Genomic DNA, 24,226 nt, shown 5'->3' with positions numbered 1-24,226 from the left:
CCGACCCGCGCCGGATGAAGGGCCAGGGAGACTTCCATGCTTGAATCGCGCCCTGGCGACTTGTTCCAGCCGGGTGACCTGCTGAACAATACCTACAGGATTGAAGGCCTGCTGGGTCGCGGCGGCACGTCTCATGTCTATAAGGCACGCTCGGAAATCTCCGGCAACCTGGTCGCCCTGAAGGTGCTGAAACAGGAACTTGCCGCCAATGAGGACTTTACCGTTCTGATGGCGCGCGAGGAGAATATCCGCGAAATCCGCCATGCTGCGGTGGTGCGCTATTCGGAAAATCACCGCACCCCGGACGGCCATATCTATCTTCTGATGGATTATGTCGAAGGCCCCGGTCTCGACAAGCGCCTGAAGCAGGGACCGATGGAGGCTGAGGACCTGCTGGTGATTTGCCGCCGCGTGGCCCAGGGCCTGCAGGCGGCGCATATCCGGAACATCGTCCACCGCGATCTTAGCCCGGACAACATCATCCTGCGCGGCGGTGACCCGGCCGAGGCGGTGATCATCGATTTCGGCATCGCCAAGGACACCAATCCGGGCGCCCAAACCATTGTCGGAAATGAGTTTGCCGGCAAATACTCCTATGCCGCACCGGAGCAGATGAGCGGAAACACCGACGCCCGCTCGGACATCTATTCGCTGGGTGCACTGCTGTTGGCCAACTACCGCGGCGCGGCGCCGAAACTCGGCGCCAATCCGATGGAAGTAGTTGAAAACAAGCAAAAACCACTCGACACAGAAGGCTTGCCCGAACCTTTCAAGACCCTGATCGAGCGGATGTGCGCCCCGGATCCGAACGCGCGGTTCCAGAGTGCAGGTGAAGTTCTGGCCTTTCTGGATGATCCCGATGGCGGCAGCCTGGGGGATATCCTGGATGGCCCGGCTGAAGACGCCACCATTATCGTGCCGCAGACCAGCAAACCCGCCCCGCCGCCACGATCCTCGGCCAAGCCGGTTCAAGGTAAGGCAGAGGAGACAAAGGGCGGCCGCGGCGGTCTTTGGGCGGCTTTGGCGGTTTTGCTTCTGCTCGGCGGCGGCGGGGCCGGCGCCTATTTCAGCGGCATGCTCGACAGTGTTTTCCAGCCCTCCTATCCAGTGGCCCGCCCCTATTCTTTCATCGCCGAAAAAGCCCCCGATGGTCCGGTCCAGATCGTTGGCAACGTGCCAAGCGAAGCAGCACGGGACGCCCTTTTGGCGCTGTCCCAGGATGCCGATCTGACTCTGGCCTCCGGCGCGATATCCGACACCTGGGGCGCCGATGTGCTCAACACGGTTGAACCGCTTAAGGGTTTGCGCGAATGGCGCCTGGTGGTCAGCAACAACAAGGCGCGGCTCACCGGCTCCACCGACGACACCAACGTGGCCGAAATGCTGAACGAGCTGTTCCGCAACGGCCTGCCCGGCGCCCTGGAAGGCAAGGCCGAGATCCGGTTTGAACTGCCGATGCTGCCGGTGGCCGAGGTCAAGGCAGTGATGGAGGCTTTTGCCGATTGCGGACCGCTGCTGCGGGACGGCAATGGCCATTACGACGGTTACGCGCCCAGCGACCCGGTGCTGATCAGCGGCCGCGTCGCCAGCACCGCCACCCGGCTGGAACTGTTCGATGCGCTGCGCGCGCTGGCGCATGAACGCCAGGTGGTGCTGGATGTTGAGGTGCTGAACAACGCGCTATGTGTTGTCGAACAGCATCTGCCCAAAGCCCCGTCCGGCGGCGCCGAAGTGAAGTTCGCCGTTGGCGGATCAAGCGTTGAGCCCAATCCATCAGGCCGTTTCTTTGTCGGTGAAAACCCGGTCATCGATATCCTGCTGCCGGATGATGTGACCGAAGGTTACCTGACCGTGTCGATCCTGGATGTTTCAGGCAATGTATTCCATTTGCTGCCCAATATCTCGCGCGAAGACAATGCTGTTGCCAGCCTGCGGGACGGTGCCTCGGGCACAGTTCCCGTGCGGGTTGCCTATAGCCTGGAAGAATCCGCCACCAACGGCGGCATTGCCTTCAAGGTTGACGACAGCACCCTTGGGAAAAGCAAAGTGGTGGTCCTGCACTCCGCGGAACCGCTGTTTGACGGCATGCGCCCGACGTCCGAAAGCGCAGTAGGGTTTGCCGAAGCCTTGCAGGCCAGCTACGAGGCGGATTCCAGCCGCATCCGCTCGCTGGACAGCCGTATTCTGGTGACTGCAAAACCCTGATCAGCGGGCCGGAGTTTTTTGGCAATTCCAGCTCGGAAAACACACGTGGTTTGTTCCGTTTCCTTCGTCAGGAAACGGCGGCGTCACAGGACGTCAATCACCACGGCGGTAATATTGTCCGCACCACCGCCATTCAGCGCGATCTGGATCAGCTGATCGCCGACGGTCTCCAGCGGTGTGCCGGTCAGCGCATCCTGCAGGATCTGGAAGGTGGCATATTTTGTCAGCCCGTCCGAGCAGATCAGGAAGCGGTCGCCAGGTTCCGTATCACCGCGGATTTTGTCGATCTCCAGCTCTTCCCCAACACCAACAGCACGGGTGATCGCGTTGGATTGCGGGTGCTGTTCCGCCTCGTCCCATGTCATTTTTCCAGCCAGCACAAATTCTGCCACAGCCGAGTGATCCTCGGTCAGCATTTCGATATGCCCGTCCCGCAGCCGGTAGATCCGGCTGTCGCCGGCCCATAGCCCGGCAAAATGCTGATTGGCCATCACCAGCGCCGCAACTGTCGATCCGATTGTGCCGCCGCCACGGGCTTCCGCCTCGGTCCGGATCGCCTTGTGCGCGTTCTGTATCGCCTCGCGCAGCGCATGCATCCGCGCCGCAGGATCCAGACCCAGCGGGATCATGGCCGCAGCATCGGCGATCAGCCGGCTGGCATAATCCCCTGCGTCGTGCCCCCCCATTCCGTCTGCCACGAGCCAGATATCATGCTCCGGCAGCGCCAGAACCGCATCCTCGTTGACCTTGCGCTTAAGACCCACATGGGTTTGCGCGGTGTAACGGTATTTGCGCAATTGGTTCATCACAGCCCCTCCGCATCCGCCCAAACCGGTGCCTTTAGGTCAAAAAGCCCCAGTGCGGTGCCGCCTTGCGGCAGATCCGCACAGGCCAGCCTCCGCGGCACGCCATCCAGCATCGCCGTCCACAGACTGCAGCCGGTCAGCCTCCCTTCCAGTGCGGCACCCGCCAAGGCACTTGGCAGTACTTCCGGCCCCTGGGCACCGGCCAAAACAAGACCCGGGCCTGCAGCCGGCAGCGGATCCGCCGATCGTATGTCCGGCATTGGAATACCCGCAAGCGCTTCCGCCAGGCTGTCCTTGGTCATCGTATCCTCCAATGCATCCAGCGCCACATCTTCCAGCCGTTCAAACAGCGCATCCTCGCCAAAGCAGGGCACGGCGGCCGGACCATTCCCTGGCAGCGCCGCCATCAGCGTCAGCGGAAACCGCCGGCCTACCCGGTCAACCGACGGCATCAGCACCCCGATCACCCTTTGCGCTCCGGCCTGTCCGGCAGGCAGGGTAAACCGCCAGATCGGAGCGGTCATGTAGTGGGCATCAAAACCCGGGCCATAAATCTCCCGCCCGTCCAGCATAACCTGCTGCAGCCAGGCATCCCAAACCCGCACAAATCCGCCCGGTGTATTCAGCCGGAAAAAATCCCCGGCTGAAGGCATCTTACCGAATGCACCGAACCCCGCCATTACATCGACTTCGGGCAGCTGAATTTTGCCATTGCCGGCAAGGCAAATGGGTTGATGACAGATCCGGATTGCAGTTCGAACAGTGCTAGCCGCCCGCCAACGCGGAAATTCACCCGCCGCCGATCCGAGACATTGGTGCGCCGCACCTCTGCCGCATCCAGCAGCCGGAACCAGGCCCAAGGCCCATCGCGCGACATCACGTTCTCGGCGTCGCGTTTCTTGGGCAAAAGGGTGATCCGCGCCAGCCCCACCGACCCCGGCCAAGTCACAGCCACAGGCGTCGGCGCACCGGACCGGTGGTTATAGGCCACTTTGGAACCATCGATCTCCAGCACAACCTCCTTCGCCTTGGGGTCCAGCGCGTTGACGGTGATCTGAAACTGCACCGCAGGCTGAGCACCGCCGGCAAAAAACGCCTCCTTGATCTCGGCGGCATATTGCATCTGCTGCAGCACCGCCGGGCTGATGCCCAGATCCACGTCATTCACCCGCTTCCAGGTCCAGGGACGGCTGCGGGTATCGACGTATTTCAACAGCTGATCGTTAAAGAAGCCATCAATCATCCCGCCGGGTGCAAACAGTTTGGCAAAATCCGCCATTGCCACATCAGCGCGGGCCGAGCGGTTGAACGGATAGCGGTTCCCCAGCGCCTGCTCGCAGAACGGCAGCACCGCCGATTGCCAGCGCGCATTGATCGACGCACGGGTGCCCTCCGAGGTGATCCCCGAAGACCCCGCGGAAATCTGCGTTGCCCAGCGGGGCAGCGGCCCGCCCATCCGGCTGGCGGTCTGCTGGAACTGCAGCAATGCCTGGCCGCTTTGCCCGCCCGTGGCCACGCCCGAGAAGGACATCTTGTTCAGCTCCTGATAGACCTGCTGCAGCTGGCCCATCAGATCATCCAGCTGCGAGGGCTGGCCTTCGGGCCGGTTCACCAGATTGTACAGCCATTCAAACCGTTCCTGCACATAGGCGCCCGGCGGCTTGGCGGCCTGTCCGGGCGCATTTTCAGCAGAGCCGACCAGCGCCTCCAGCAGGATCTGGCCCTGGATCGACAGATTGGAGCGCGCCTCAATCGCGGCCACGTTCTGGGCACCCGCAGCAAGAGTGCCCGCGTCCAGAATAGATTTGTCCTCGTTCAACCGGGTCTCGGCACTGACGTCGGTCAGGATGTTGACGATGGGCGAGGTTGGCCCCGACAGAACATTCGTGACCTCAACGGCGTGGGACAGCGACTCCAGCGGGATAATGTCGATATCCCCCAGGATCTGGTCATAGCGGCTGATATAGTCGTTGTAGTACAGGTCCAAAACGTCCCGGCTGAGCTTCAGCAGCACTGCCTCGTTCTGGGCGGCATCACTTTGCTCGCCCAGCACCCAGGCTTCGCGGTGGACCCTCTCGGCGACACTGACCGCCTCCGGCAGGAATACGTTGTGGAAGCCGTCATAGGTGAAGACGCCTTCGATTCCCTCGTTCAAGGGTTTGCCGGAACTGCGCACCAGCACCCGCATGACCGACGGGCCGCCAACATCCGTGATCCGCCATTTCGCCAGCGCCGTGGCCTTCTTCGAATTCAAAATGCCGTTGTACACCCGCTGCGCCAGCGGCATTTCCGACAGGATGTTCTGCGCCTGGGCAATCAGCGGGCCATTAAGGGCAATCTCCTCCATCGGCTGCGACAAAAGCGCGGTCAGATGATCCATCAGGTCGGCACGCAGCTGGTTGCGGGCGATGCCGGGATAGGCGATCCGCTCCCAATCCAGCCGCATCCACTCCTTGATCAGGTCCTGGTTCATCGGCCCCTGCAGGCCCAGCATCAGATAGATTTTCAGCGCTTCATACAGCGTGTCGGGATTGTTGATATTTCCCTCGATCTGCTGCTCCAGCCGCACCAGCAGCCGCGGCAGCAACCGCTGGTTCAGCGCCGCGCGGTAGGTCTGTGCGGCCTGGGTGCCGATCACCTCGCCCTGATACAGGCCATAGGTCATGGCGCCATCGGGTTCCGGATCAGACAGCACCGGATTGCCCGGCATGTCGCGCAGATTGTTCAGCGCGGCGGCCACCGGCACCAGATCGGTATCGCCGACCGGGCTGGGCGGCAACTGCGCCGCTGCTGCCTGATAGGCGGCAACCTGACCCTCAGCCTCGGCAATCAGATCGGTGTTCCTCAGATAGGACCGCACCCAAAGCGCACCCATAGCAACGGCCACCAGCACTGTCGCAGTGATCGCAATCCGGCGGGTCCAGCGGTAGCGGCGTTCGACCTTGTCATCCGCCGACACCAGCCCCGCCTCAGGGAACATCAGACTTTCAAACAGCCGGGTCAGGAAGAAAGACCGCCCGGTGCCCTGACCGGTGCCAATCGCCTGCCGCCCGATGCCAAAAGTCTGCGCCATGCCCAGCATCAGCCGGTCGATCGGCGTGCCTTCCTGGGTGCCGGAGGTGAAATAGACCCCGCGCAGCATCTGACGCTGTTCATAACGGTTGTCCTGAAACACCTCGGTCAGAAACTCGCGTGCCACACCGCGCATCGAGGCCACCTGCGCCGGGAAGCCGGCAATCAGGGCGCGGCGCTGGTGGTCGGTCTCGGTCTGCATCTTTTCCAAGAGCTGCGCATTGACCTGTCCCAGCAGCAGCCCGAACTCCTCGTCAAACCCGGCAATCGGCGCGGCGTCCTTTTTGCCCTTGGGCAGCGGCAGGGTGAAACCCCAGACCTGTTCGCGGTCCTCTTTGCCCAGAGAGTCGTGAAACTCCTGAAAACCGGCAATCAGGTCGGCCTTGGTGAACAACACATAGACCGGAAAACGCACGCCCAGCTTCTCGCGCAGCTCCGCCAGACGGCGGCGCACGGCAGCAGCATGGCTTTTCTGGGTGATCTCGTCCTGCAACGACAGGTCCGACAGCGAGATCGCGATGATCGCACCGTTGATCGGCTGCCGCTTGCGGTACTTCTTCATCAGCCCCAGGAAACCCAGCCAGGCGGCGTTATCCGCCTCGGCGTCGCTTTCCTGGGTGGTGTAACGTCCCGCCGTGTCGATCAGCACCGCCTCATTGGTGAACCACCAGTCGCAGTTGCGGGTGCCGCCAACGCCGCCAATCGCGGCCTTGCCCAGCTTTTCAGCGAGCGGGAATTGCAGGCCGGAATTGACAATCGCCGTGGTTTTGCCAGCACCCGGCGGGCCGATCATGATGTACCAGGGCAGATCGTTCAGATGCCGGCGGCCGCCCTTTGACTTGCGCAGCTCCTTCATTGCGTCCTTGAACTTGCCGCGCAGTTCGCCGATTTCCTCGGACAGCACATCGTCTTCCGAGGTATCCACCGCTTCGGCGATCTCCTCGGTCATCTCCTTGTCCTTGCGGCGGCGCCGCCAGAAGATGATGCCGATGATGATGAAGTACAAAAGGAAGATCACCCCGATGGTGATCAGCCGCGACGTCACACTGTCAAACGGGCGCCAGTCCTCGCTGCCGATGAAAGGGGTGAAATACCACACACAGGCCGACAGCACCGCTGCCAGGATCAGCAGGATGGTATAGATCGACCGGAACAGCGGAAAGATATAACGGCGGATCATCCTTCAACCTCCTGAACCAGCAGGATTTCGATCCTGCGGTTCTTGGCACGCCCTGCGCGGGTGCTGTTGTCTGCAATCGGTTCCTTGTCGGCGCGGCCCTCGGCCGACAGCCGGTCCGGGTCGGTCATCACCTTGGCCATGCCTGCCATCACCGATTTCGCCCGCGCCAGCGACAGCGCCATGTTGGATGGGAAGCGGGAGGAGCGGATAGGAATATTGTCGGAATGGCCCGCCACGATAATCTTGCCCTTTTCGTCATTCAGCGATTCAGCCACCCGGTTCACCGAGGACCGGAATTTCTGGCTGAGCTGGTCCGAGCCCGAGCCGAACATGCCGGACCCGGCCAGCCGGATAATCAGCGTGTTGCCCTTTTGGAAGACCTGCACGATGCCTTCCTTGATCTCAGGTTCCAGGAAGCCCGAGACCTTGGCGATCTGTTCTTCGGTTGTTGGTGCAGGCGGCGGCGGCGGCGGTGGCGGCGCACGCCGTTCCAGCTCTGCCTTGGGGCCGGAATCGACAATCGTCAGCTGCCCGACCACATTCTCGGTCTGGTTCGACAGCATCCAGCTAAGGCCCATAAACTGCAGCGCCAGCAGCGCGCAGGTGGCTGCCAGGGTGATCCACACCAGCCGCCAGACCGACAGTGCCTTGAACGGTTTGACCAGCCCTTCCCAATGCGGCGACAGATCGCGCTCTACGGGTCCGCGCTGGTTGCGGATGATCCGGGCCAATGCGCCGCGGATCTGCAGATGTTTCTCGGAACCGCCCTGCTCCACCCGCAAACGGCCCTCAAATCCCAGCGACAGGCACATGTACAGGAATTCGAGCATGTCGATATTGCCGCCCGGCTCTTTCTCCAGCCGTGCCAGCAAGTCATAGAACCGGTCGCCGCCCACCACCTCGCGGTGGAATGTGGCCACCATCGACTGCAACCCCCAGGCGGATTGCCCGCCCCAGGGCGTGTTCAGCACCACGTCATCCAGCGTCGCGCACAGCGCATAGCGCGCAATTTTCACCGTCTGGGCGGCAATGCCAGCCTGCAGCGCGCGGTTCTCGAACGCGCGCACCTCGGCCACCACATTCTTGCGCAAGCCATCCGGGTCCATGTGCTGGGCCCGGTTGCGGATCCGGCTGATCAGCGCAAACAGGGTCGAGGCACAGGCCGTCAGCTGGTTCATTCCCGTCAGCGCCATTTTCGGCGCCTTCGCCCCGCCCGCGGCAGCCTGCTGTCTGGGGGCCGCTGCCTGCGGCACGCCATAGGCATCCAGCCCCGGCTCAGCCGGCTGTTCCGCTCCGGGCTGGACCTGCGGTGTCTCCGGCTGCTGTACCGGCGTGGCCGTCCGCCGTCCGCCAGGGTTCGGCTTGATCACCGTCTTGTCGGTATCCCCCGGTTCGGCAAAGGGATCGTCATAATCAGCCATCTCAGCATCTTCCCTTATGCATTACGGATCGCCCAAAGCTCCATCTTGAGCCCCGGATACTGCCCAGACACATGCACTGCGATGCCGCCCGAAGTGGTCATCTTGCGCCAATAGGGGCTGTCCGCGTCCATCTCGAAATAGACCACGCCGGAGTGATAGGGGATCTGCCGCGGTGCCACCGGCAAGGGCCGCAGGGTGATCCCCGGCAGCGCCGAATTCACCAGCTGGCGGATCTCCTCGACGGGTCCGATCTTGGCCTGGCCGGAAAAATGCTTGCGCACGTCCTCGGCCGGAATGTCGGCGCTGACTGCCAGTACAAAACCAGCATTGCCCAGCAGTTTGCGGTCGGCAATGACCCCCACCGAGATACCGTATTTGCGCGCCTCCAGCTTGATCGGGATCGCCGTCTGCTCCAGAACCGAGCTGAGGTATTGGCGCAGCACCCGGATCACCGGCGCAAAGCATTCGACCAGATTGTCATGGGTATAGGGCGGAAACTCCGGCGCCTGTTTTTCGGTCGACATGAACACCGACAGCTCACCGGCCAGCCCGGCACAGGCGGTGAACAGGCGTTCGGGATGCAGGTTCTCGATATTGCGCAGATGGCGCACCTGCGGCAGCATCCGGTTGACCACCGCCAGCAGCATGAAGTCCGACACATCCGCCACCCCGCGGGCACCGCCCGCCTCTGACAAGCGGCCCGCCAGCGCCTCCATCCGGTGCGCCAGCAGCCCCTCCAGCTCACGCAGGAAACCGCTGAGCGCAGGCGCCGCCCGCACATCCAGGCAAGCCGGGACAAAGGCCTGATCCAGCACGATCTCCTTGTCCGGGCGCACCTCGATGATGCGCGCCACGGGGATCGCCAGCAGATCGGCCAGATCGTCCACCTCCAGGGCAAACTGCAGCCGCATCTTGCCCACATCCAACTCCACCGGCTTGCGCTCGGTCGAGGTGACATCGGTCACTTCCTGCTTGTCCGGACGCAACCGGCTGGCGGAGCGTTCGGCGCCGCTCAGGTCTACCTCGGTGGCGCCCTGGCGGCGCTGGGGCACGGTGATATAGACGATGCAATCCTTGACCGTCGAGGGCACTTCCATCGCCGGCGGGTGCGGATCCGCCATCGGCACCCGGAACACCGTGCCGTCATGGGTCAGCCCTTCGCAGGACTTCACCGCGAACTGGCCGATCTTCAGCGCCTCATGGTCGATTTCCAGCCCGTTCACACCCCAGGCATAGGGGCCGAGCCGCCGCGCCAGCCCGGCAACCAGCGCCTCGTTATAGCGGTCGGACTGCTGGAAGTGATGCGGCTGCAGAAACAGCCCCTCCGTCCAAAGTACTTTACTGTCCCAGGACACCGGGATCTCCTCTCAGTTGCGGGCACGCGCCAGCGGCGCGGTGCGCATCAGTCCTTCAGCCTGTCCAGCTGATCCTTGTAGGCACGCGCGAACTCGCGGCTGAACAAGTCGTGAAAATCATTCTCAGCCTGATCGGAAATCTCCGCATACAGCTGCTCATAGACGTCCCAGTATTGCGCCTTTTTACCGCGCAAAAGACCCTTAAGGCCGCCTTTGGTTTCGATCTGGCTTTCCAGTGCCTTGGGGTCGAGCCGTTTCAGCACACCTTTCAGCGCCGCCTCCATGCCGGTGACCATCGCCACCTCATGCGCCTTGATATCGCGCAGCGCCTCTTCAGCGGCGGTTTCAGGCGACAAGTAACCCTTGGTCGCCGGGCGCACCATCGCCTCAACCGCCTGTTCAGGCGTGATCGAGAATTTCAGCGGGTTGTTTCCGCCCGCCGAGATCATTGTCTGTTCAATCCGGAATTCAGACTTGATCGAGGTCCGCGTCATCAGGATTTCGCGCAGGCCGGTAACCAGTGTCCGCATCACCCGGCCCATGCGCGCCATTGTGCTGGCGTGTTCCGCCGGATCAAGGCTGACTTCGGCGCCGGCACCCTTGAGGAACGCGGCCACCGCGTCCTGCGCCTCAGCTGACGGCGGGGCCGCTGGCGCGATGGTCTTCTCTTCCCCCGCAGCCGTATCCTGCACCGGCGGTATCTCGGTCGGCGGTGCGGACGGCACTTCCGGCGGCGGCGCTGCGGGCGGGGTTTCCGGCACCGGGGGCGGAACCTCCCGCGGCGGCGGTGCAGGTTGCGGATCGGGGGCAGGCACCGGGGTTTCCGGCTCGCCTATACCGGACAGGAAATCATCGTCCCAATCGTCCGGGATCATGTTCGACTGTGCTGCAGGCACCGCGAACCCGTCCGAAGCGGTCGGGTTGTGGTTGGCCAGACTGGCCCCCTCCCCTTCGCGTCCGTCGCTGGCTTTTTGAAAGAACGGATCTTCTTCCTCGCCCAGGGGCGGCAGCAGCTCATCGATCGGATCCACCGGGTTCAGCTGAGCAGGCCCCTTCAGCCCCTCGCCCAGCAGATCATCCAGGAAATCACCGCCCGGCCCGGCGTCTTCCAGCAGCTGCAGCGGATCCGGCGCATTGGCGGCATTGCCGTGCGAGGCCGGCCCCTGCGCGGCGGGGGCAGCAATCATGCCGCCGACATCCGCCAGATCATCGCGGATTTCCACCACCAGCTCATAGTTGCCGACGCACAGCACATCCCCATTGTTAAGCGGCGTCGGCGTGCGGCCCAGCGGGATTTTGGAATAGTTCAGAAAGGTGCCGTTGGAGCTGAGGTCCACCACCACCACATTGCCATTGTGATCCTCGATCACGCAGTGATTGCGCGACAGCAGCTGGTCCGGATCCGGCAGCACCAGGTCGCAGCTGGCGCCGCGGCCCACAGTCAGGCTCGGCCCCCGCATCGGAACAGGGGCCGCATCGCCGGGCATTGCGCCCGAGCTTTGGAATTTCAGTGTCACTCCCATGCCTGGGCTTATCCTCCCACCAATACGGTGACCTGCCCCAGGGTGATCATGCCGCCGCACGCTGCCGTATCCATGATACGCGCCGCAGGCAGGCTGTTGATCAATACCGTGCCGGACCCTTTGACGATCGGGTGCGGCGGCGCCGCGGTACACATATCAGAGACCCGCGCCGCGGGCAGACCGCCCACCAGCACGGTCACCGCGCAGGGCGGCAGGATCGGCGTCGGCACCGGCAGCACCGGCGGCGGCGGGGTGGAGGGCAGCATGCAGGCATGCAGATCCGTCATCCGGGCCTGTGGCATTCCCATAACTTACATCCTCCCTCAGCTTTGCGTTGCCGCTTCCGGCACCTGGACAACCTGCCCCTTGCCGCCACGCGCAATATCCAGCGCCCGCTCTATCAGAACGCCGCCGTGTTCTTCAAACTTATCAGACAATTGACCCAAGGCCACCATATTCATGGCAAAGGCCGCCGCCTCGGACGCGCCTGCGGGGGCGGGATATTGATTCAATTCTCCCGGTCCCAGGGTGCCGGCCGCATAGAGCACCGCCAGCGCGCAATTCACCGTGTCATCATCCACATAGGCATGATCCAGGGTGATACGCGCCTTGTCGCGGTTTTCCTCGGATGGCTCAAACACCCAGGCCTCCGACGCCGTCAGCGAGGCCGGATCCTGGTCCGAGCGCGGCCCGATGTAATCGCGCGCCGCCAGACAGGCCCACCAGACCCGCTCCCGCGGGGGCAGCAGCACTGCCAAAAGCCGCAGCAGATCGACCAGCGCGCCTTTGCGGTCCAGCTCCTCCAGCACAGTTCCCGCCAGCGCCGTGGGCGGCGCCTCCAGCGGTGTTTTCAATATGACATTTGCCCGTGACAACAGCTTGGCCACCGGGTCAGCGGGCATTTTCACCAGCTTTTCAAATCTTGCCGACATCTGCACCACCTAGTTGATCATCGTGAGGCCGCCCTTCAGGGTCAGCATGGCCTCGCCTTTCACGGTGGTCATCGGCGCCTTGGCCTCAACCATTCCAGAGCCTTCGATCTTGATCATCGGCCCCTTGATCGTAACACCGGAATTGTCGATTTTTACCTCAGATGCCCCCACTGTCAGCTTGATCTCCTGGCCGGCGCTCATGGCGATCTTGCCCGCGGTCACATCAACCGTCAGATTGCCCAGCGACACGGTTTCCGAATGGTCCCCCTTGGCAATGGTTTCGGTCAGGTCGCCGGTGTCCACGTCCAGGGTCATGTTGCCGGTCTGGATGGTCTCGGACTTGTCGCCGGTTTCCACCACCTCGGTCCGGTCGCCCTCATGCACGGTTTCCGTCATGTGCTGCTGAACCGTGAACAGGTAGCTCTTTTCATCCGCCCCGGTCACTTCCGGATCGGGCGCATCCATGCCCACCGTCACCGTCGAGCGGTCCTTGACCAGCATCTGGTGATCCTTCTGCGCCTGCACCCGCATCAGCTCGCTGTCTTTCTTGTCGTCGAACATCAGCTCGTTATAGCCGCCGCCGCCCTTGGAGGAATTGGTTTTGATCCCCAGCTGGGTCTGATCATCGGGGTAGGTATAGGGCGGCATGGTTTCAGCATTGTAAAGCATGCCGGTGCAGATCGGCCGGTCGGGATTGCCGTCTTCGAACTGGATCACAACCTCCTGGCCGATCCGCGGGATCGCCACCATGCCCCAGTTCTTGCCGGACCAGGGTGTCACTACCCGTACAAAGCAAGAAGAGGTCTCACTCATCTTGCCTTCCCGGTCCCAATGGAACTGGATCTTGATCCGGCCATGCTTGTCGGTCCAGATCTCTTCGCCGCTCTGGCCGACCACGGTTGCAGTCTGCAGCCCCTGCACCTCCGGCCAGGGGGTCACCAAGGGCGCCCGGAACTGATCGGCCTTCAAAATGGCGCTGAAAGTCGATGCATAGACGTCATGCTCCATTTCCTCGGGCACATCCATATTGCGCGCCTTCAGGTCGCGCCGCATTGCCCCCTTGGTCGCAATCTCTTTCTTTTTCTGGCTTTCCCGCTCGCCGTAATCCCAGGCCACCTTGACATGATGCTCCGCCTCAATGACGAGATATTCTTTGTTGTTCTCCTTCACCGGATGTTTTTCCATGGTGAAGGTGCTGCCGGTGCCCAGGGTCGCCACACTGGAGGCGCCGCGCCAGCGGATGTGCCGGATCGCCTCCGCTTCCATCCGCACCCTTGAGCGTTTGTCACCCAATGGGGTCTTGGACGGATACCGGCCCTGATAGTCATAAACTTCGTAATTCTTGTAGGAATGGCTGCCCTTAAGTATTTCAGTGGCCGCCTTCAGATCCGCCGAGGGCGTTTCAAAATTGAAATCATTCAGCGTGACCTTGCCGCGGGTCAGGATCTCTTCTTTGGTCCATTCCGAGATATGCTCCTCGCGCCGCCGGTCGCTGTCATCGCGGGCGTGGAACTCAATACCCGCGCCGCCCTTGATCGGCGCATGGCCGCTGACACCATCGCACAGCACCAGCTTTTCAATCGCGGTATCGCCAATGGGACTGTCGAAGTAGAAGTATATCCCCTCTTCCTCCATCAGACGGCACAGGAAGGCATAATCGCTCTCGCGGTATTGCAGGCAGTATTCGCGCGCCTCGTAAGAATCGCTCAGCTTGTCGGTGAAATCGCTGAAACCGTACTCGCTGAACAGCTGCTTGATGATATCGACAGACGTCTTTTCCTGAAACACCCGCAAGTCGCTGGTCCGCGTCAGCAGCCAGAACCAGGGGCGCACCTCCGCCACATACATCTCGTAGCCGTTGCGAAAGCCCAGATACTCGACCGAAATGCACAGCCCGTTGAACTGATGCTCGGTCTGCTGGCGCATCACATGCACATTCATCTGCTTGCCGACCAGATCCTGAAGCTTGGGCTGGCTCTTGGTCGCGGCAAACTCAATTGTGGTCTCGGTCAGCTTGCTCAGCCCCTCGCGCACAATCGCACGGCTCATCATCAGGCCGTCGGTGGAATATGTCCCCGACATCCAGGCGAGGTCGTTTTCATGGCCCTTGCTTACAACCATGTCTCCTCCTTTCCGCGACGGGAACCGGGCCGGAAATCGCCGGCAGTGTTCTCAAACATTCGCATCATAAATCATCCAAAAGCGCGGCGAGGTCCGCATCCATTTCATCATCATCCCCGTCATCATCATCGTCGTCGTCCCCGAACGACGCCAACAGGTCGTCCAGATCCCCGAGGCCATCGTCATCCCCGCCGTCGTCTCCAAGGTCCAGATCGTCCAGGCCGAGATCATCCCCATCATCTCCGCCCAAATCCAGATCAAGATCCAAATCATCTTCATCATTGCCGCCGTCCGCTGGTTCGGCCGGCTTTGGCTGCCCGCGCGGATCCGGCGGCGAGGGTTCCGGCGCCGGCAATCCGGTCCAGGGGCCCAGGATCTCGCTGCCCTTCAGAGAATTGAAGGAGGTCAGCCGCACCTCGTCCCGCCCCTTGACCGCACTCACCGCCATGAACCCGCGCTCCTGCGCCAGCGCAATCTTGTCCAGATCAATATTGCGCTCGGTGCAAGGCAGCGCCACCTGATCGCCGAACTTATCGTTCACATAATGATAGGGCATCTCCCCCAAAGTCATGATTTTACCCAGTTGAAGCGACGGCCCGTTCTGCCGGAACGACCGCCCCAGCAGGATCGCCACCAACACCACCGGGTTGGCCCACAGCATGCCCTTCAGACCCTCGGTTTCAGTAAACTCCTCAAAATCAAATTCATAGCAAGGCTCAGTCTTCTCACCATATGGGCGCCGCAGCAGGAACCGCGGGCTGACCAGCCCCAGATGCCCGGCCTCCGCCATGCCCTGCAACGTATCCCAGGCATCGGCCACCAGCTTGGGCCGCTCCGCCTTCGGGGTCTTCAGGAACTCCGGCGAAATCGCGGCAAAGAACGGTGCATCCACATGCGCCGCCACCCGCGCAATCCGGCCCAAGAGTTCCGCATGCGGCGGGGTTTCCTCAAACTGATACATGCCGATCAGCGCCGAATAACCGCCGCGCCCGTTCTCCTCGTCCAGCGGCTCTTCGGTCAACAGCCGTACAAATCCGGTTTTCGACAGGTCTTCTTCCGCCGCCAGATCCACCGCCAATTCCTCGGCCGAGATGTCATACAGCATCACATCCAGCGTATCGTCATCCTCGATCGAGCGCGCCATCAGATCAAGCGAGCGCCACTGCGCCTCCACCGACTGGAACTCCGGATGGTGCAGCACCAGCCGCATCGCATCCGACAGCGCCTCATCCACCGCCTTTTGCATTGCCGCCACATCGGGGTCCGGCAGCGCCCGGATATGCGGGCCGACGACCCGCGCCAGCAGCTCCTCCACCGGCGAGGCCGGGCGCGGGGTGATGCCGGTTGCCCCGATCAGCTGCTGAAAGGCGCTCAGCCGTTTGTCGGCCGGCACTGAGTTACCCGCCGAGGTCCGCTTTGGCGCCCGCGCCTTGGTGCCGTGTTTCTCCGCCCAGGCCTTCAGCGTGCCCGCCGCATGATCCGCTGTCGCGCCGCTTTGCAGCTGTTTGCGCAGCCCCACCAATTCCGAAAACAGTTCAACGTTTTCATACAGCTCATCCGGGTGCAGACCGTCCAGATCCTCCAGCTTGACCGCAATCCCGGCGCCGTCCTTGCCGATCGGCAGCACCAGTTCAGCCGCAAAGCTCTCGATCACATCCTCAACCGTATCCGGGTCCAGCAGGATCGCCTTGCGGGCTGCCAGACCGTCGCCGGTCTCCAGCTGCCCCTTGGCTGCGCGGCCTGAGAAATCACCCAGAATGGCCAGCCGGAACCGCTTGCGCTGCAGCTTCTGCGGATCAGGGCGGTCCGCGCTCATGGTGCCATAAGCGAACTCGGGATCATCGGGTACTTCAACCGCCGCAGCCTCTGCCCCGGGGTCGTCATCGCCGGCGTCCAGGTCCCCCAGCAGCGCATCCAGATCGTCGCCCCCCGTGTCCCCGGCATCCTCTTCCTCACCGCCAAGATCCCCCAGCAGATCGTCCAGATCCATATCGCCATCATCACCCATCAGGCTGTCCAGATCGGAATCCGCATCTCCCAGCCCGCCCAGCAGCGCATCCAGATCATCCTCGGCACCCGCGTCTTCTGCCGCCTCCTCCGCCGAGGCCTCCTCGCCGAGGCCGGCCAGCAGACCGTCCAGATCGCCCTCTTCTTCCTCGCTGCCGAGATCGCCCAGAAGATCATCAAGGCTGGCGTCTTCCGCCTCCTCCGCGCTGTCCTCATCAAGCCCGCCCAGCAGCGCGTCCAGATCATCATCGCCCGCCGCTTCATCACCGGCGGCACCATCATCGTCCAAACCGCCAAGCAGATCATCCAAGCTGTTGTCTTCTTCCTCTTCAGCGGTGCTTTCGTCCGACGCGTCCAGACCGCCCAGCAAGCTGTCCAAATCATCGCCGCTATCCTCTGCGCCCATTGACGGCTCTTCGTCCGTATCACTCAATATCGCATCAAGGTCATCATCCTCGACTGCAGGCTCATCATCGTCCGTCAGGTCTCCTAGAAGACTGTCCAGACCGTCATCGCCGGCAGGCTCTTCCGCATCACGTCCGCCATCCAGCAAGGCGTCCGATTCCAAATCTGCGCCATCTGGCCCGCCATCGCCTTCGGTAAGGCCCGCCAGTATGTCATCCGGGACGTCTTCCGCGGCGCCCTCCTCGGGCGCATCGCTGCCAAGGTCCGCGAGCAAGTCATCCAGACCGCCATCCCCGGCGTCATCTTCTGCAGGCGCCTCCAATGTGTTCAGCGCAGCGCTCAGATCGTTGTCCCCGGCATCGTCCTCCGGTTCTTCCAGCCCGCCGAGGATACCGTCCAGGACATCCTCCTCCTCGGACGCGTCCTCCGCATGATCCTCTGCCAGACCGGCCAGCACGTCTGCGGCGCTGTCCTGGCCGTCCGTTTCCTCAGGCGTCTCAAGACTGCCCAGCAACGCGCTCAGATCTTCACCTGGATCCTCATCTTGCTCCGGGCCGCCCGCCAGCAACCCTTCCAATACGTCAACGGTCTCGTCTTCCGGCGCTTCTGAAGTCTCAACCGGCGCCAGACTGTCCAGGGCATCCTCCGCCGCGTTGCCGCTGTCTTCCTCCTCCGCCGCGTCTTCCAGCAGACCTTCCAGAACATCCTCCAGGCCATCCTCCGGGCCGCCGTCTTCAATGCCGTCTTCGACGGCGGCTTCAGCCAGGCTGTCCAGCGCCGCAGCGGCTTCGCTGCCGTCATCCTCTGCAACCGGATCAACATCTGGAAGTCCACTTAGAACACCGGTTATATCTTCGCCCTGGTCTTCTGCGATCTCTACCTGGGTCAGACTTTCCAGAGCTGCCTCCGCCGGATCATCGGCGTCTGCCTCTTCCGGCTGTAAGCCGGCCAGCTCATCCAGAACCGCTGCGGAGGCATCAGAGACATCCGCGTCCGGCACATCTGCCGCCGCCAGACTTTCCAAGGCGGCACCCGCGGTATCATCTTCCGCTTCATCCTCCGGCGCCTGATCTGCCAGCCCGTCCAGAATGCCAGTGTGATCCTCCGCGGGCTGCTCTGCAGTTTCAACCGCAGCGAGGCTTTCCAGCGCATCATCAGCCGCCGTGTCCGCCTGCTCCGGCACATCAACGTCCGCGAGCGCATCCAGGACACCGGAATGATCTTCCATTTCAGCTTCCGGCACGTCCGCGGCTGCCAGGCTGTCCAGCACCATCCCGGACACATCCTCCGCGCCGGCGTCCCCGGGTTCCTGCGCCGCCAGCCCGGCCAGCACATCGCCAGAAGTATCCGCGTCCTTCGTTTCAGGCACGTCCGCCTGCGCCAGCCCCTTCAGAACAGATGCTGCGCCATCCTCTTCTTCGGGTTCCGGCACGCCGGTTGCAGCCAAAGCCGCCAAAGCATCCGCCGCATCATCCCCCGGTTCGGGGTCTGCCGGTGCGGCGGCGCTTAGACCCGCCAGCACGTCAGCGGATGTATCTTTGGGTGCAGCATCCTGCGGGGCCGTATCCCGCAAACCTTCCAGAACCCCCGCCGAGGCATCCTCTGCCGCCTGATCCTCCGGCACCGCGTCGCGCAATGCGTCAAGAATCCCGCCGGATGCATCCGCAGGCGCTGCAGCCTCCGGAGCCGCCGCCGCCAGCCCGGCCAGCACATCGCCGCTGGTATCTGCCTCTTCTTCAGGCAGTTCCAGATTGCGCAGACTGTCCAAGGCCGCAGCGCTGCCGGCCTCTCCTGCCGGCGCCGACACAGCCGCCAGCAGCGACGGGTCGTTCAGGATCGTCTCAATCAGCGTTTCGGCGCCGGTCTTGCCGTCCATATAGGCCATCAGGTTCTGCAACTGGGTGCGCGCCTCCAGCAGCGGGCGCAGCGCATCCACCTTGGCGGCAATGGCGCCGGGCGAAAAATCCGCCATGCTTTCAAACGTCAGATCGACCGCCAGGTTGCCTTCACCGGTCAGCGTGTTGGGCACGGTAAAGGCGGCGCGCGGCGCCATAGATTTCATCCGTTCGTCAAAATTGTCGACATCGATTTCCAGGAATTTGCGGTCCGCAACTGCCGGCTGCTCAACCGTGGACTTGCCCGCAAGGTCGCTCATCACGCCCATCACAAAGGGCAGCTGCACCTTCTTTTCGGCGCCATACAGCTCCACGTCATATTCAATCTGGACGCGCGGCGCCCGGTTGCGGGCAATAAACTTTTGCGAGCTGTCAGCCATTTCCCTGCCCTTTCAACTGCGCAATTTCCGACCGCAACGCCTTGATCTCCTCGTGCAGCTCCCTCACATGCGCGTCCACCACATCGGTCTCCGATTTCACCAGATTGCGCAGTTTCTCGAATTCGGCCTCGGCGTCCGCCTCCACCGCGGTCTGCATCGTGTTGACCAGAAGGCCGATGAACAGGTTCAGTACCGAAAACGCAGTGATCACGATGAACGGCACAAAGAAGGACCAGGCAAAGGGGAACTCCTCCATCACCGGCCGCACGATACCCATTGACCAGCTTTCCAGCGTCATGATCTGGAACAGCGAATACAGCGACCGGCCCAGGGTGCCGAACCATTCATCAAAGGCCTGCCCGTACATCATCGTGGCCATCACGCCGAACACATAAAACACGATAGAGATCATCACGATCACCGCGCCCATGCCCGGCAAGGCATCCAGCAGCGCCTGTACCACCGCCCGCATCTGCGGGATGACCGACAGCAACCGCAGCGCCCGCACCACCCGCAGTCCGCGCAGCGCCGACAGGCCCTGGCTGTCCGGGAACAAGCCGAACGAGACCACAATCAAGTCAAAGATATTCCAGGCCGAAGCAAAGAAGCGCAGGCCATAGGCAAACAGCTTCAGCGCCAATTCCAGAACAAAAATGCCCAGAACAACAGTGTCGATGACATCCAGCAGACCGCCCGCATGCGCCCGCACCGCAGCAGAGGTGCCAAGCCCCAGAGTGATCGCATTGAAGATGATGATGCCCAGAATGGTATTGGTTACCCATTGGCGCTCAACAAATTCCCGGGCCCGGTCCCGGAGCGTCCCTTCGGTTTGCGCGCTGCTGTCCAATTTGTTTCTCCACCCGGTCTTTCAATTCTTGCCGGGCACGTTCTGCGCCCGGCGGTCTTGCATCATTTGTCAGGCCGCGTCGAACACGGTCCCGTCCAGCGCCTTGCTGGTGATTTTGTCGTAGGCATAGCCGCCGACCGCACCGCCCACGCCCAGGGCCAGATCCTTGGCGCCGGTAGCAATCGAGTTGCCGTCAATCGGCGACAGCGCCAGAGCAGCGAATTTCAACCCCTCGCGGAACACCTTCAGCGCTTTGGGATCCTTGATCGTCAGTGCCTTCACCCGCTTCATCAGCTCCTTGATATTGCTGGCCCAGCCGCGCGCATCGCCGTACATGATCTGGATTTTGTCGATGGCTTTCTGAACCTCGGCGTAGTTTTTCGCCAAGGCCGTATCCAGCGCCTTGCTGATCATCACCAGCTGGGTCTTCTTGTCCTTGATCGGATGCTTTTTCAGCTTCTTGCCGACCTCGGCCAGGAATTCCTTCTTCAGCTTTTCCTGCTGTTTCAGAATCTTGTTCAGGTTCTTGGACAGGTCATGCATTTTGACGACCATCTGGGCGTATTTCGCCTTCAGCGTATCTGCCGAATCCTCCACCGTCTTGACCGACGGCTGCGAGATCCCAAGGAACTCCTGGAACACGGCCGCCGACACCTCGTTTGCTGCATTCAGCGCCTTGTTTGAGGCCGCCTTTTCCACCACCGCCAGGTTTTTCACCAGGATGGTCTTGGACTGATCGATATTGATCGCCAGCTTGCCAATGTCTTTGGCCAGTGTGACGCCGGACTTGATCAGGCCGATGATGCCAAAGGCCGCGCCCGCGCCGCCGGAAAACGGCGAGGTCGCCATCGCGGCGATGCTCACCGCCAGCCCGGCCAGGGTGCCGGCAATGGACACGCCGATCTTGATCTTGAACTTGGACCATTCCTTTTTCTTCTTCTGCAGGCTGGTCCAGGCCTTTTGCGCCGCCAGCTCGGCGCCCTTTTCGGCCACTTTGACGTCATTTTTGATGGCGTCATTCAGCCCTTTCAACTGTTTTTCCATGTCCTTATCCGAGGCACCCTTGGCCACCATCTGGACAAACAGCTTGTCAAACACCTTGCACTTCTTCTCGATGGTGTCCTTGGTCTGCTCCAGCACCTCGTCGGCACCGGCATGGAATTCCTGCTGCAGAAGCGGGTCTTTTTCGACCCCCTTCTCCATTTTCTTATCCAGTTCGACCACCACCTTGAACGATAGTTTCGGCGGCTCCACCATCTCCAGCCCGGACACTTTGATGTCCAGGTTTTTCAGGTCCATAACAACATGTTTAACCATAGGATTTCCTTCCCACTGATTACTCTCGGACGCGATCAGTCAAACGCGTATGAAAATTCCCCGTCGGTGACGCCGATAGCAACTTTCTCGACGTCCTTGCCCTCCATCAGGCGGCGCAGAAATTCGTTTGAGATATCCGGCAGCATGGTGTTGGTGACGATCGCGTCGATCATCCGGCCGCCGCTGTCCAGCTCCTGGCAGCGGTTGACGATCTCTTCCACCACGGCGTCCGAATACTCAAACGGCACCCCATGCGACTCCTGCACCCGTTTCTGGATCCGGCCCAGCTGCAGCTTGGTGATCTCGCCGATCATCTCCGGGCTGAGCGGATAATAGGGGATCGCCACCAGGCGCCCCAGCAGCGCCGGCGGGAACACTTTGACCAGCGGATCGCGCAGTGCTTTTGCCATGCCCTCCGGCTCCGGCATCAGGTCCGGGTCCGAACACAGATCCATGATCGTTTCGGTGCCCACATTCGACGTCAGCAGGATCAGCGTGTTCTTGAAATCGATGATACGGCCCTCGCCGTCTTCCATCACGCCCTTGTCAAAGACCTGGAAAAAGATCTCATGCACATCCGGGTGCGCCTTTTCAACCTCGTCCAGCAGCACCACGGAATAGGGCTTGCGCCGCACCGCTTCGGTCAGCACCCCGCCCTCGCCGTAACCGACATAACCCGGAGGCGCGCCTTTCAGGCTGCTGACGGTATGGGCTTCCTGATATTCCGACATGTTGATGGTGATAACGTTCTGTTCACCGCCATACAGCACCTCGGCCAGCGCCAGCGCGGTTTCGGTCTTGCCCACGCCCGAGGTGCCAGCCAGCATGAACACCCCGATCGGCTTGTTCGGATTGTCCAGCCCGGCGCGGCTGGTCTGGATCCGTTTGGCGATCATCTTCATCGCGTGATCCTGGCCGATCACCCGTTTCGCCAGATGTTCTTCCAGGTTCAGAATGGTTTCGATCTCGTCCTTGACCATGCGGCCCACTGGAATACCGGTCCAGTCGCCCACCACGCTCGCCACCGCCTGATGGTCGACAATCGGCAGGATCAGCGCGCTGTCGCCCTGCAGCGTCTCCAGCTCAGCGTTCTTGTCCTTCAACTGCTGCATCAGTTCTGCGCGGTCTTCATCGGACAGCGGGCTATCGGCAGCGCCCTCTGCGCCGTCTTCCCCAGTATCCGGGGCTGTGTCCACGGGCGCGGCCCCCTCCCGGAGCTTGGCGCGCAGGTCCAGAATGCCCTCGACAACTGCCTTTTCCTTGTCCCAGCGTTCGGTCAGCCCGGCCAGCCGTTCCTCCTCAGCCGCCTTGGCGGCCTCCGCCGCCGCGCGCCGGTCTGCGACCTCATAGCCTGCGGTTTCATCCCGGCCGATGATCTCCAGTTCGGTGGTCAGCGCCTCGATCCGGCGCTGGCTGTCGTCCACTTCAGCCGGAACCGCGTGCTGGCTGACCGCCACGCGGGCACAGGCGGTATCCAGAAGGCTGACGGATTTATCGGGCAGCTGGCGTGCCGGGATGTAGCGCGCCGACAGGCTGACCGCAGCCTCGATCCCCTCGTCCAGCACCTGCACCCGGTGGTGATTTTCCAGCATCGAGGCGATGCCGCGCATCATCAGGATTGCCTTCTGAATGCCCGGCTCATCCACCTTCACCACCTGGAAGCGGCGGGTCAGCGCCGGATCTTTCTCAATGTATTTCTTGTATTCGGCCCAGGTGGTGGCACCGATGGTGCGCAGGGTGCCGCGCGCCAGTGCTGGTTTCAAGAGGTTCGCCGCATCGCCGGTGCCTGCCGCGCCGCCGGCGCCCACCAGCGTGTGGGTCTCATCGACAAACATTACAATCGGCACCGGGCTTGCCTGCACCTCGTCAATCACCTGGCGCAGGCGGTTTTCAAACTCGCCCTTCATGCTGGCGCCAGCCTGCAACAAGCCCACATCCAGCACCAAAAGCCGCACATCCTGCAGCGCAGGCGGCACATCGCCGCGGGCAATCCGCAACGCGAATCCCTCGACCACCGCGGTTTTGCCGACCCCCGCCTCGCCGGTCAGGATCGGGTTGTTCTGCCTGCGGCGCATCAGGATATCGACGATCTGACGGATTTCCTCATCCCGGCCGACAATCGGGTCAATCTCGCCGTTGCGCGCCTGCTCGGTCAGGTCGGTGCAGAACTGCTCCAGCGCCTCGCCCTTGCCCATTGCGCCCGGCGCCATCGACCCGGAAGCCTCGCCCGGTTCCGCACCGCCGCCGGTGACATTCGACCCATCCTGCGCGCCCATCCGTTCCTCGGGCGAACCATCAGTGGCATCGTTGAAGTTATCCGCCAGATCATCAGCGCCGATCCCGGCCAGCTCCGGCGACATATTTGACAGGATGTTGCGCAGGGCCGGTGTCTTCAGCATGCCCAACAGCAAATGACCGCTGCGCACCTGGCCTGCCGAATACAGCAACGATCCCCAGACCCAGCCGCGTTCCATTGCATCCATCAGATGGTCCGACAGATCCGAGATCGTCGACGCCCCGCGCGGCAGCATGTCCAAAGCACGGGTCAGTTCGGTGGCAATCTTGCCGGCATCCAAATCATAATGCTGAATGATCCGGTGAATGTCGCTGTCCTGCTGCGCCAAAAGCTGATGCAGCCAATGCACCAGTTCGACATAGGGGTTGCCCCGCATCTTGCAGAACACGGTTGCGCTTTCCACGGCCTGGTATCCCAGCTTGTTCAGCTTGCCAAACAGCGCCACGCGGCTGATCTCGGTCATC

General features: G+C 62.2%; 14 protein-coding genes and 1 pseudogene. 1 reads left to right on the top strand and 14 read right to left on the bottom strand.

Annotation, left to right across the window (positions count from 1 at the left end; all coding sequences use genetic code 11):
* The first annotated feature begins 36 nt into the window (after positions 1 to 36).
* Positions 37 to 2,205: a serine/threonine protein kinase gene (locus ETW24_RS21800; RefSeq protein ID WP_129373192.1), complete on the top strand. Its 2,169-nt coding sequence runs from the start codon at positions 37 to 39 to the stop codon at positions 2,203 to 2,205.
* 83 nt (positions 2,206 to 2,288) lie between these two features.
* Here ETW24_RS21800 and ETW24_RS21795 read toward each other — a convergent pair whose 3' ends face one another.
* From ETW24_RS21795 to tssH, 14 genes and pseudogenes are all read right to left on the bottom strand, one after another.
* Positions 2,289 to 3,011, bottom strand: a complete 723-nt coding sequence (locus tag ETW24_RS21795; RefSeq protein WP_129373191.1) for a PP2C family protein-serine/threonine phosphatase — start codon at positions 3,009 to 3,011, stop codon at positions 2,289 to 2,291.
* The gene (tagF, locus tag ETW24_RS21790) at positions 3,011 to 3,691 is read right to left on the bottom strand and encodes a type VI secretion system-associated protein TagF (RefSeq protein ID WP_129373190.1); all 681 of its coding nucleotides are present in this window, start codon (positions 3,689 to 3,691) and stop codon (positions 3,011 to 3,013) included. Before tagF ends, ETW24_RS21795 begins: the two co-directional genes overlap by 1 nt.
* Complete coding sequence (tssM, locus tag ETW24_RS21785; protein WP_129373189.1) at positions 3,691 to 7,263, bottom strand: type VI secretion system membrane subunit TssM; 3,573 nt, start codon at positions 7,261 to 7,263, stop codon at positions 3,691 to 3,693. The genes tagF and tssM overlap by 1 nt, the downstream gene beginning before the upstream one ends.
* Complete coding sequence (gene tssL / locus ETW24_RS21780) at positions 7,260 to 8,684, bottom strand: type VI secretion system protein TssL, long form (protein ID WP_129373188.1); 1,425 nt, start codon at positions 8,682 to 8,684, stop codon at positions 7,260 to 7,262. Before tssL ends, tssM begins: the two co-directional genes overlap by 4 nt.
* Before the next feature lie 14 nt (positions 8,685 to 8,698).
* Positions 8,699 to 10,039 carry a type VI secretion system baseplate subunit TssK gene (tssK, locus tag ETW24_RS21775; protein ID WP_129373187.1) on the bottom strand — a complete coding sequence of 447 codons (1,341 nt, stop codon included), beginning with the start codon at positions 10,037 to 10,039 and terminating at the stop codon, positions 8,699 to 8,701.
* Between the two features lie 47 nt (positions 10,040 to 10,086).
* Positions 10,087 to 11,562: a type VI secretion system-associated FHA domain protein TagH gene (gene tagH, locus ETW24_RS21770; protein ID WP_129373186.1), complete on the bottom strand. Its 1,476-nt coding sequence runs from the start codon at positions 11,560 to 11,562 to the stop codon at positions 10,087 to 10,089.
* Positions 11,563 to 11,570: 8 nt separating this feature from the next.
* Positions 11,571 to 11,870 carry a PAAR domain-containing protein gene (locus ETW24_RS21765; protein WP_129373185.1) on the bottom strand — a complete coding sequence of 100 codons (300 nt, stop codon included), beginning with the start codon at positions 11,868 to 11,870 and terminating at the stop codon, positions 11,571 to 11,573.
* Positions 11,871 to 11,885: 15 nt separating this feature from the next.
* The gene (locus ETW24_RS21760) at positions 11,886 to 12,494 is read right to left on the bottom strand and encodes a DUF6931 family protein (RefSeq protein WP_129373184.1); all 609 of its coding nucleotides are present in this window, start codon (positions 12,492 to 12,494) and stop codon (positions 11,886 to 11,888) included.
* A gap of 9 nt (positions 12,495 to 12,503) precedes the next feature.
* Complete coding sequence (locus ETW24_RS21755) at positions 12,504 to 14,615, bottom strand: type VI secretion system Vgr family protein (RefSeq protein WP_129373183.1); 2,112 nt, start codon at positions 14,613 to 14,615, stop codon at positions 12,504 to 12,506.
* A 64-nt stretch (positions 14,616 to 14,679) separates the two neighbouring features.
* Positions 14,680 to 18,255 (bottom strand): type VI secretion system contractile sheath domain-containing protein, encoded by a 3,576-nt coding sequence (locus tag ETW24_RS25260; RefSeq protein ID WP_368075972.1) that lies wholly within the window; start codon positions 18,253 to 18,255, stop codon positions 14,680 to 14,682.
* Between the two features lie 549 nt (positions 18,256 to 18,804).
* Positions 18,805 to 19,302: pseudogene (tssB, locus tag ETW24_RS25000) on the bottom strand (type VI secretion system contractile sheath small subunit); the annotation flags it as partial.
* Positions 19,295 to 20,149: an ion transporter gene (locus tag ETW24_RS21730; protein WP_129373182.1), complete on the bottom strand. Its 855-nt coding sequence runs from the start codon at positions 20,147 to 20,149 to the stop codon at positions 19,295 to 19,297. The gene ETW24_RS21730 and the pseudogene tssB, both read right to left, overlap by 8 nt.
* Before the next feature lie 69 nt (positions 20,150 to 20,218).
* Positions 20,219 to 21,466, bottom strand: coding sequence for a hypothetical protein (locus ETW24_RS21725; RefSeq protein ID WP_237454798.1), 1,248 nt, complete (start codon positions 21,464 to 21,466; stop codon positions 20,219 to 20,221).
* A 35-nt stretch (positions 21,467 to 21,501) separates the two neighbouring features.
* Positions 21,502 to 24,225 (bottom strand): type VI secretion system ATPase TssH, encoded by a 2,724-nt coding sequence (gene tssH, locus ETW24_RS21720; RefSeq protein WP_129373181.1) that lies wholly within the window; start codon positions 24,223 to 24,225, stop codon positions 21,502 to 21,504.
* Position 24,226: the final 1 nt, after the last annotated feature.

Origin of the sequence: Leisingera sp. NJS204 (assembly GCF_004123675.1) — a bacterium.
Lineage (GTDB): Bacteria > Pseudomonadota > Alphaproteobacteria > Rhodobacterales > Rhodobacteraceae > Leisingera.
This window is presented reverse-complemented; position numbering and strand designations above follow the sequence as displayed.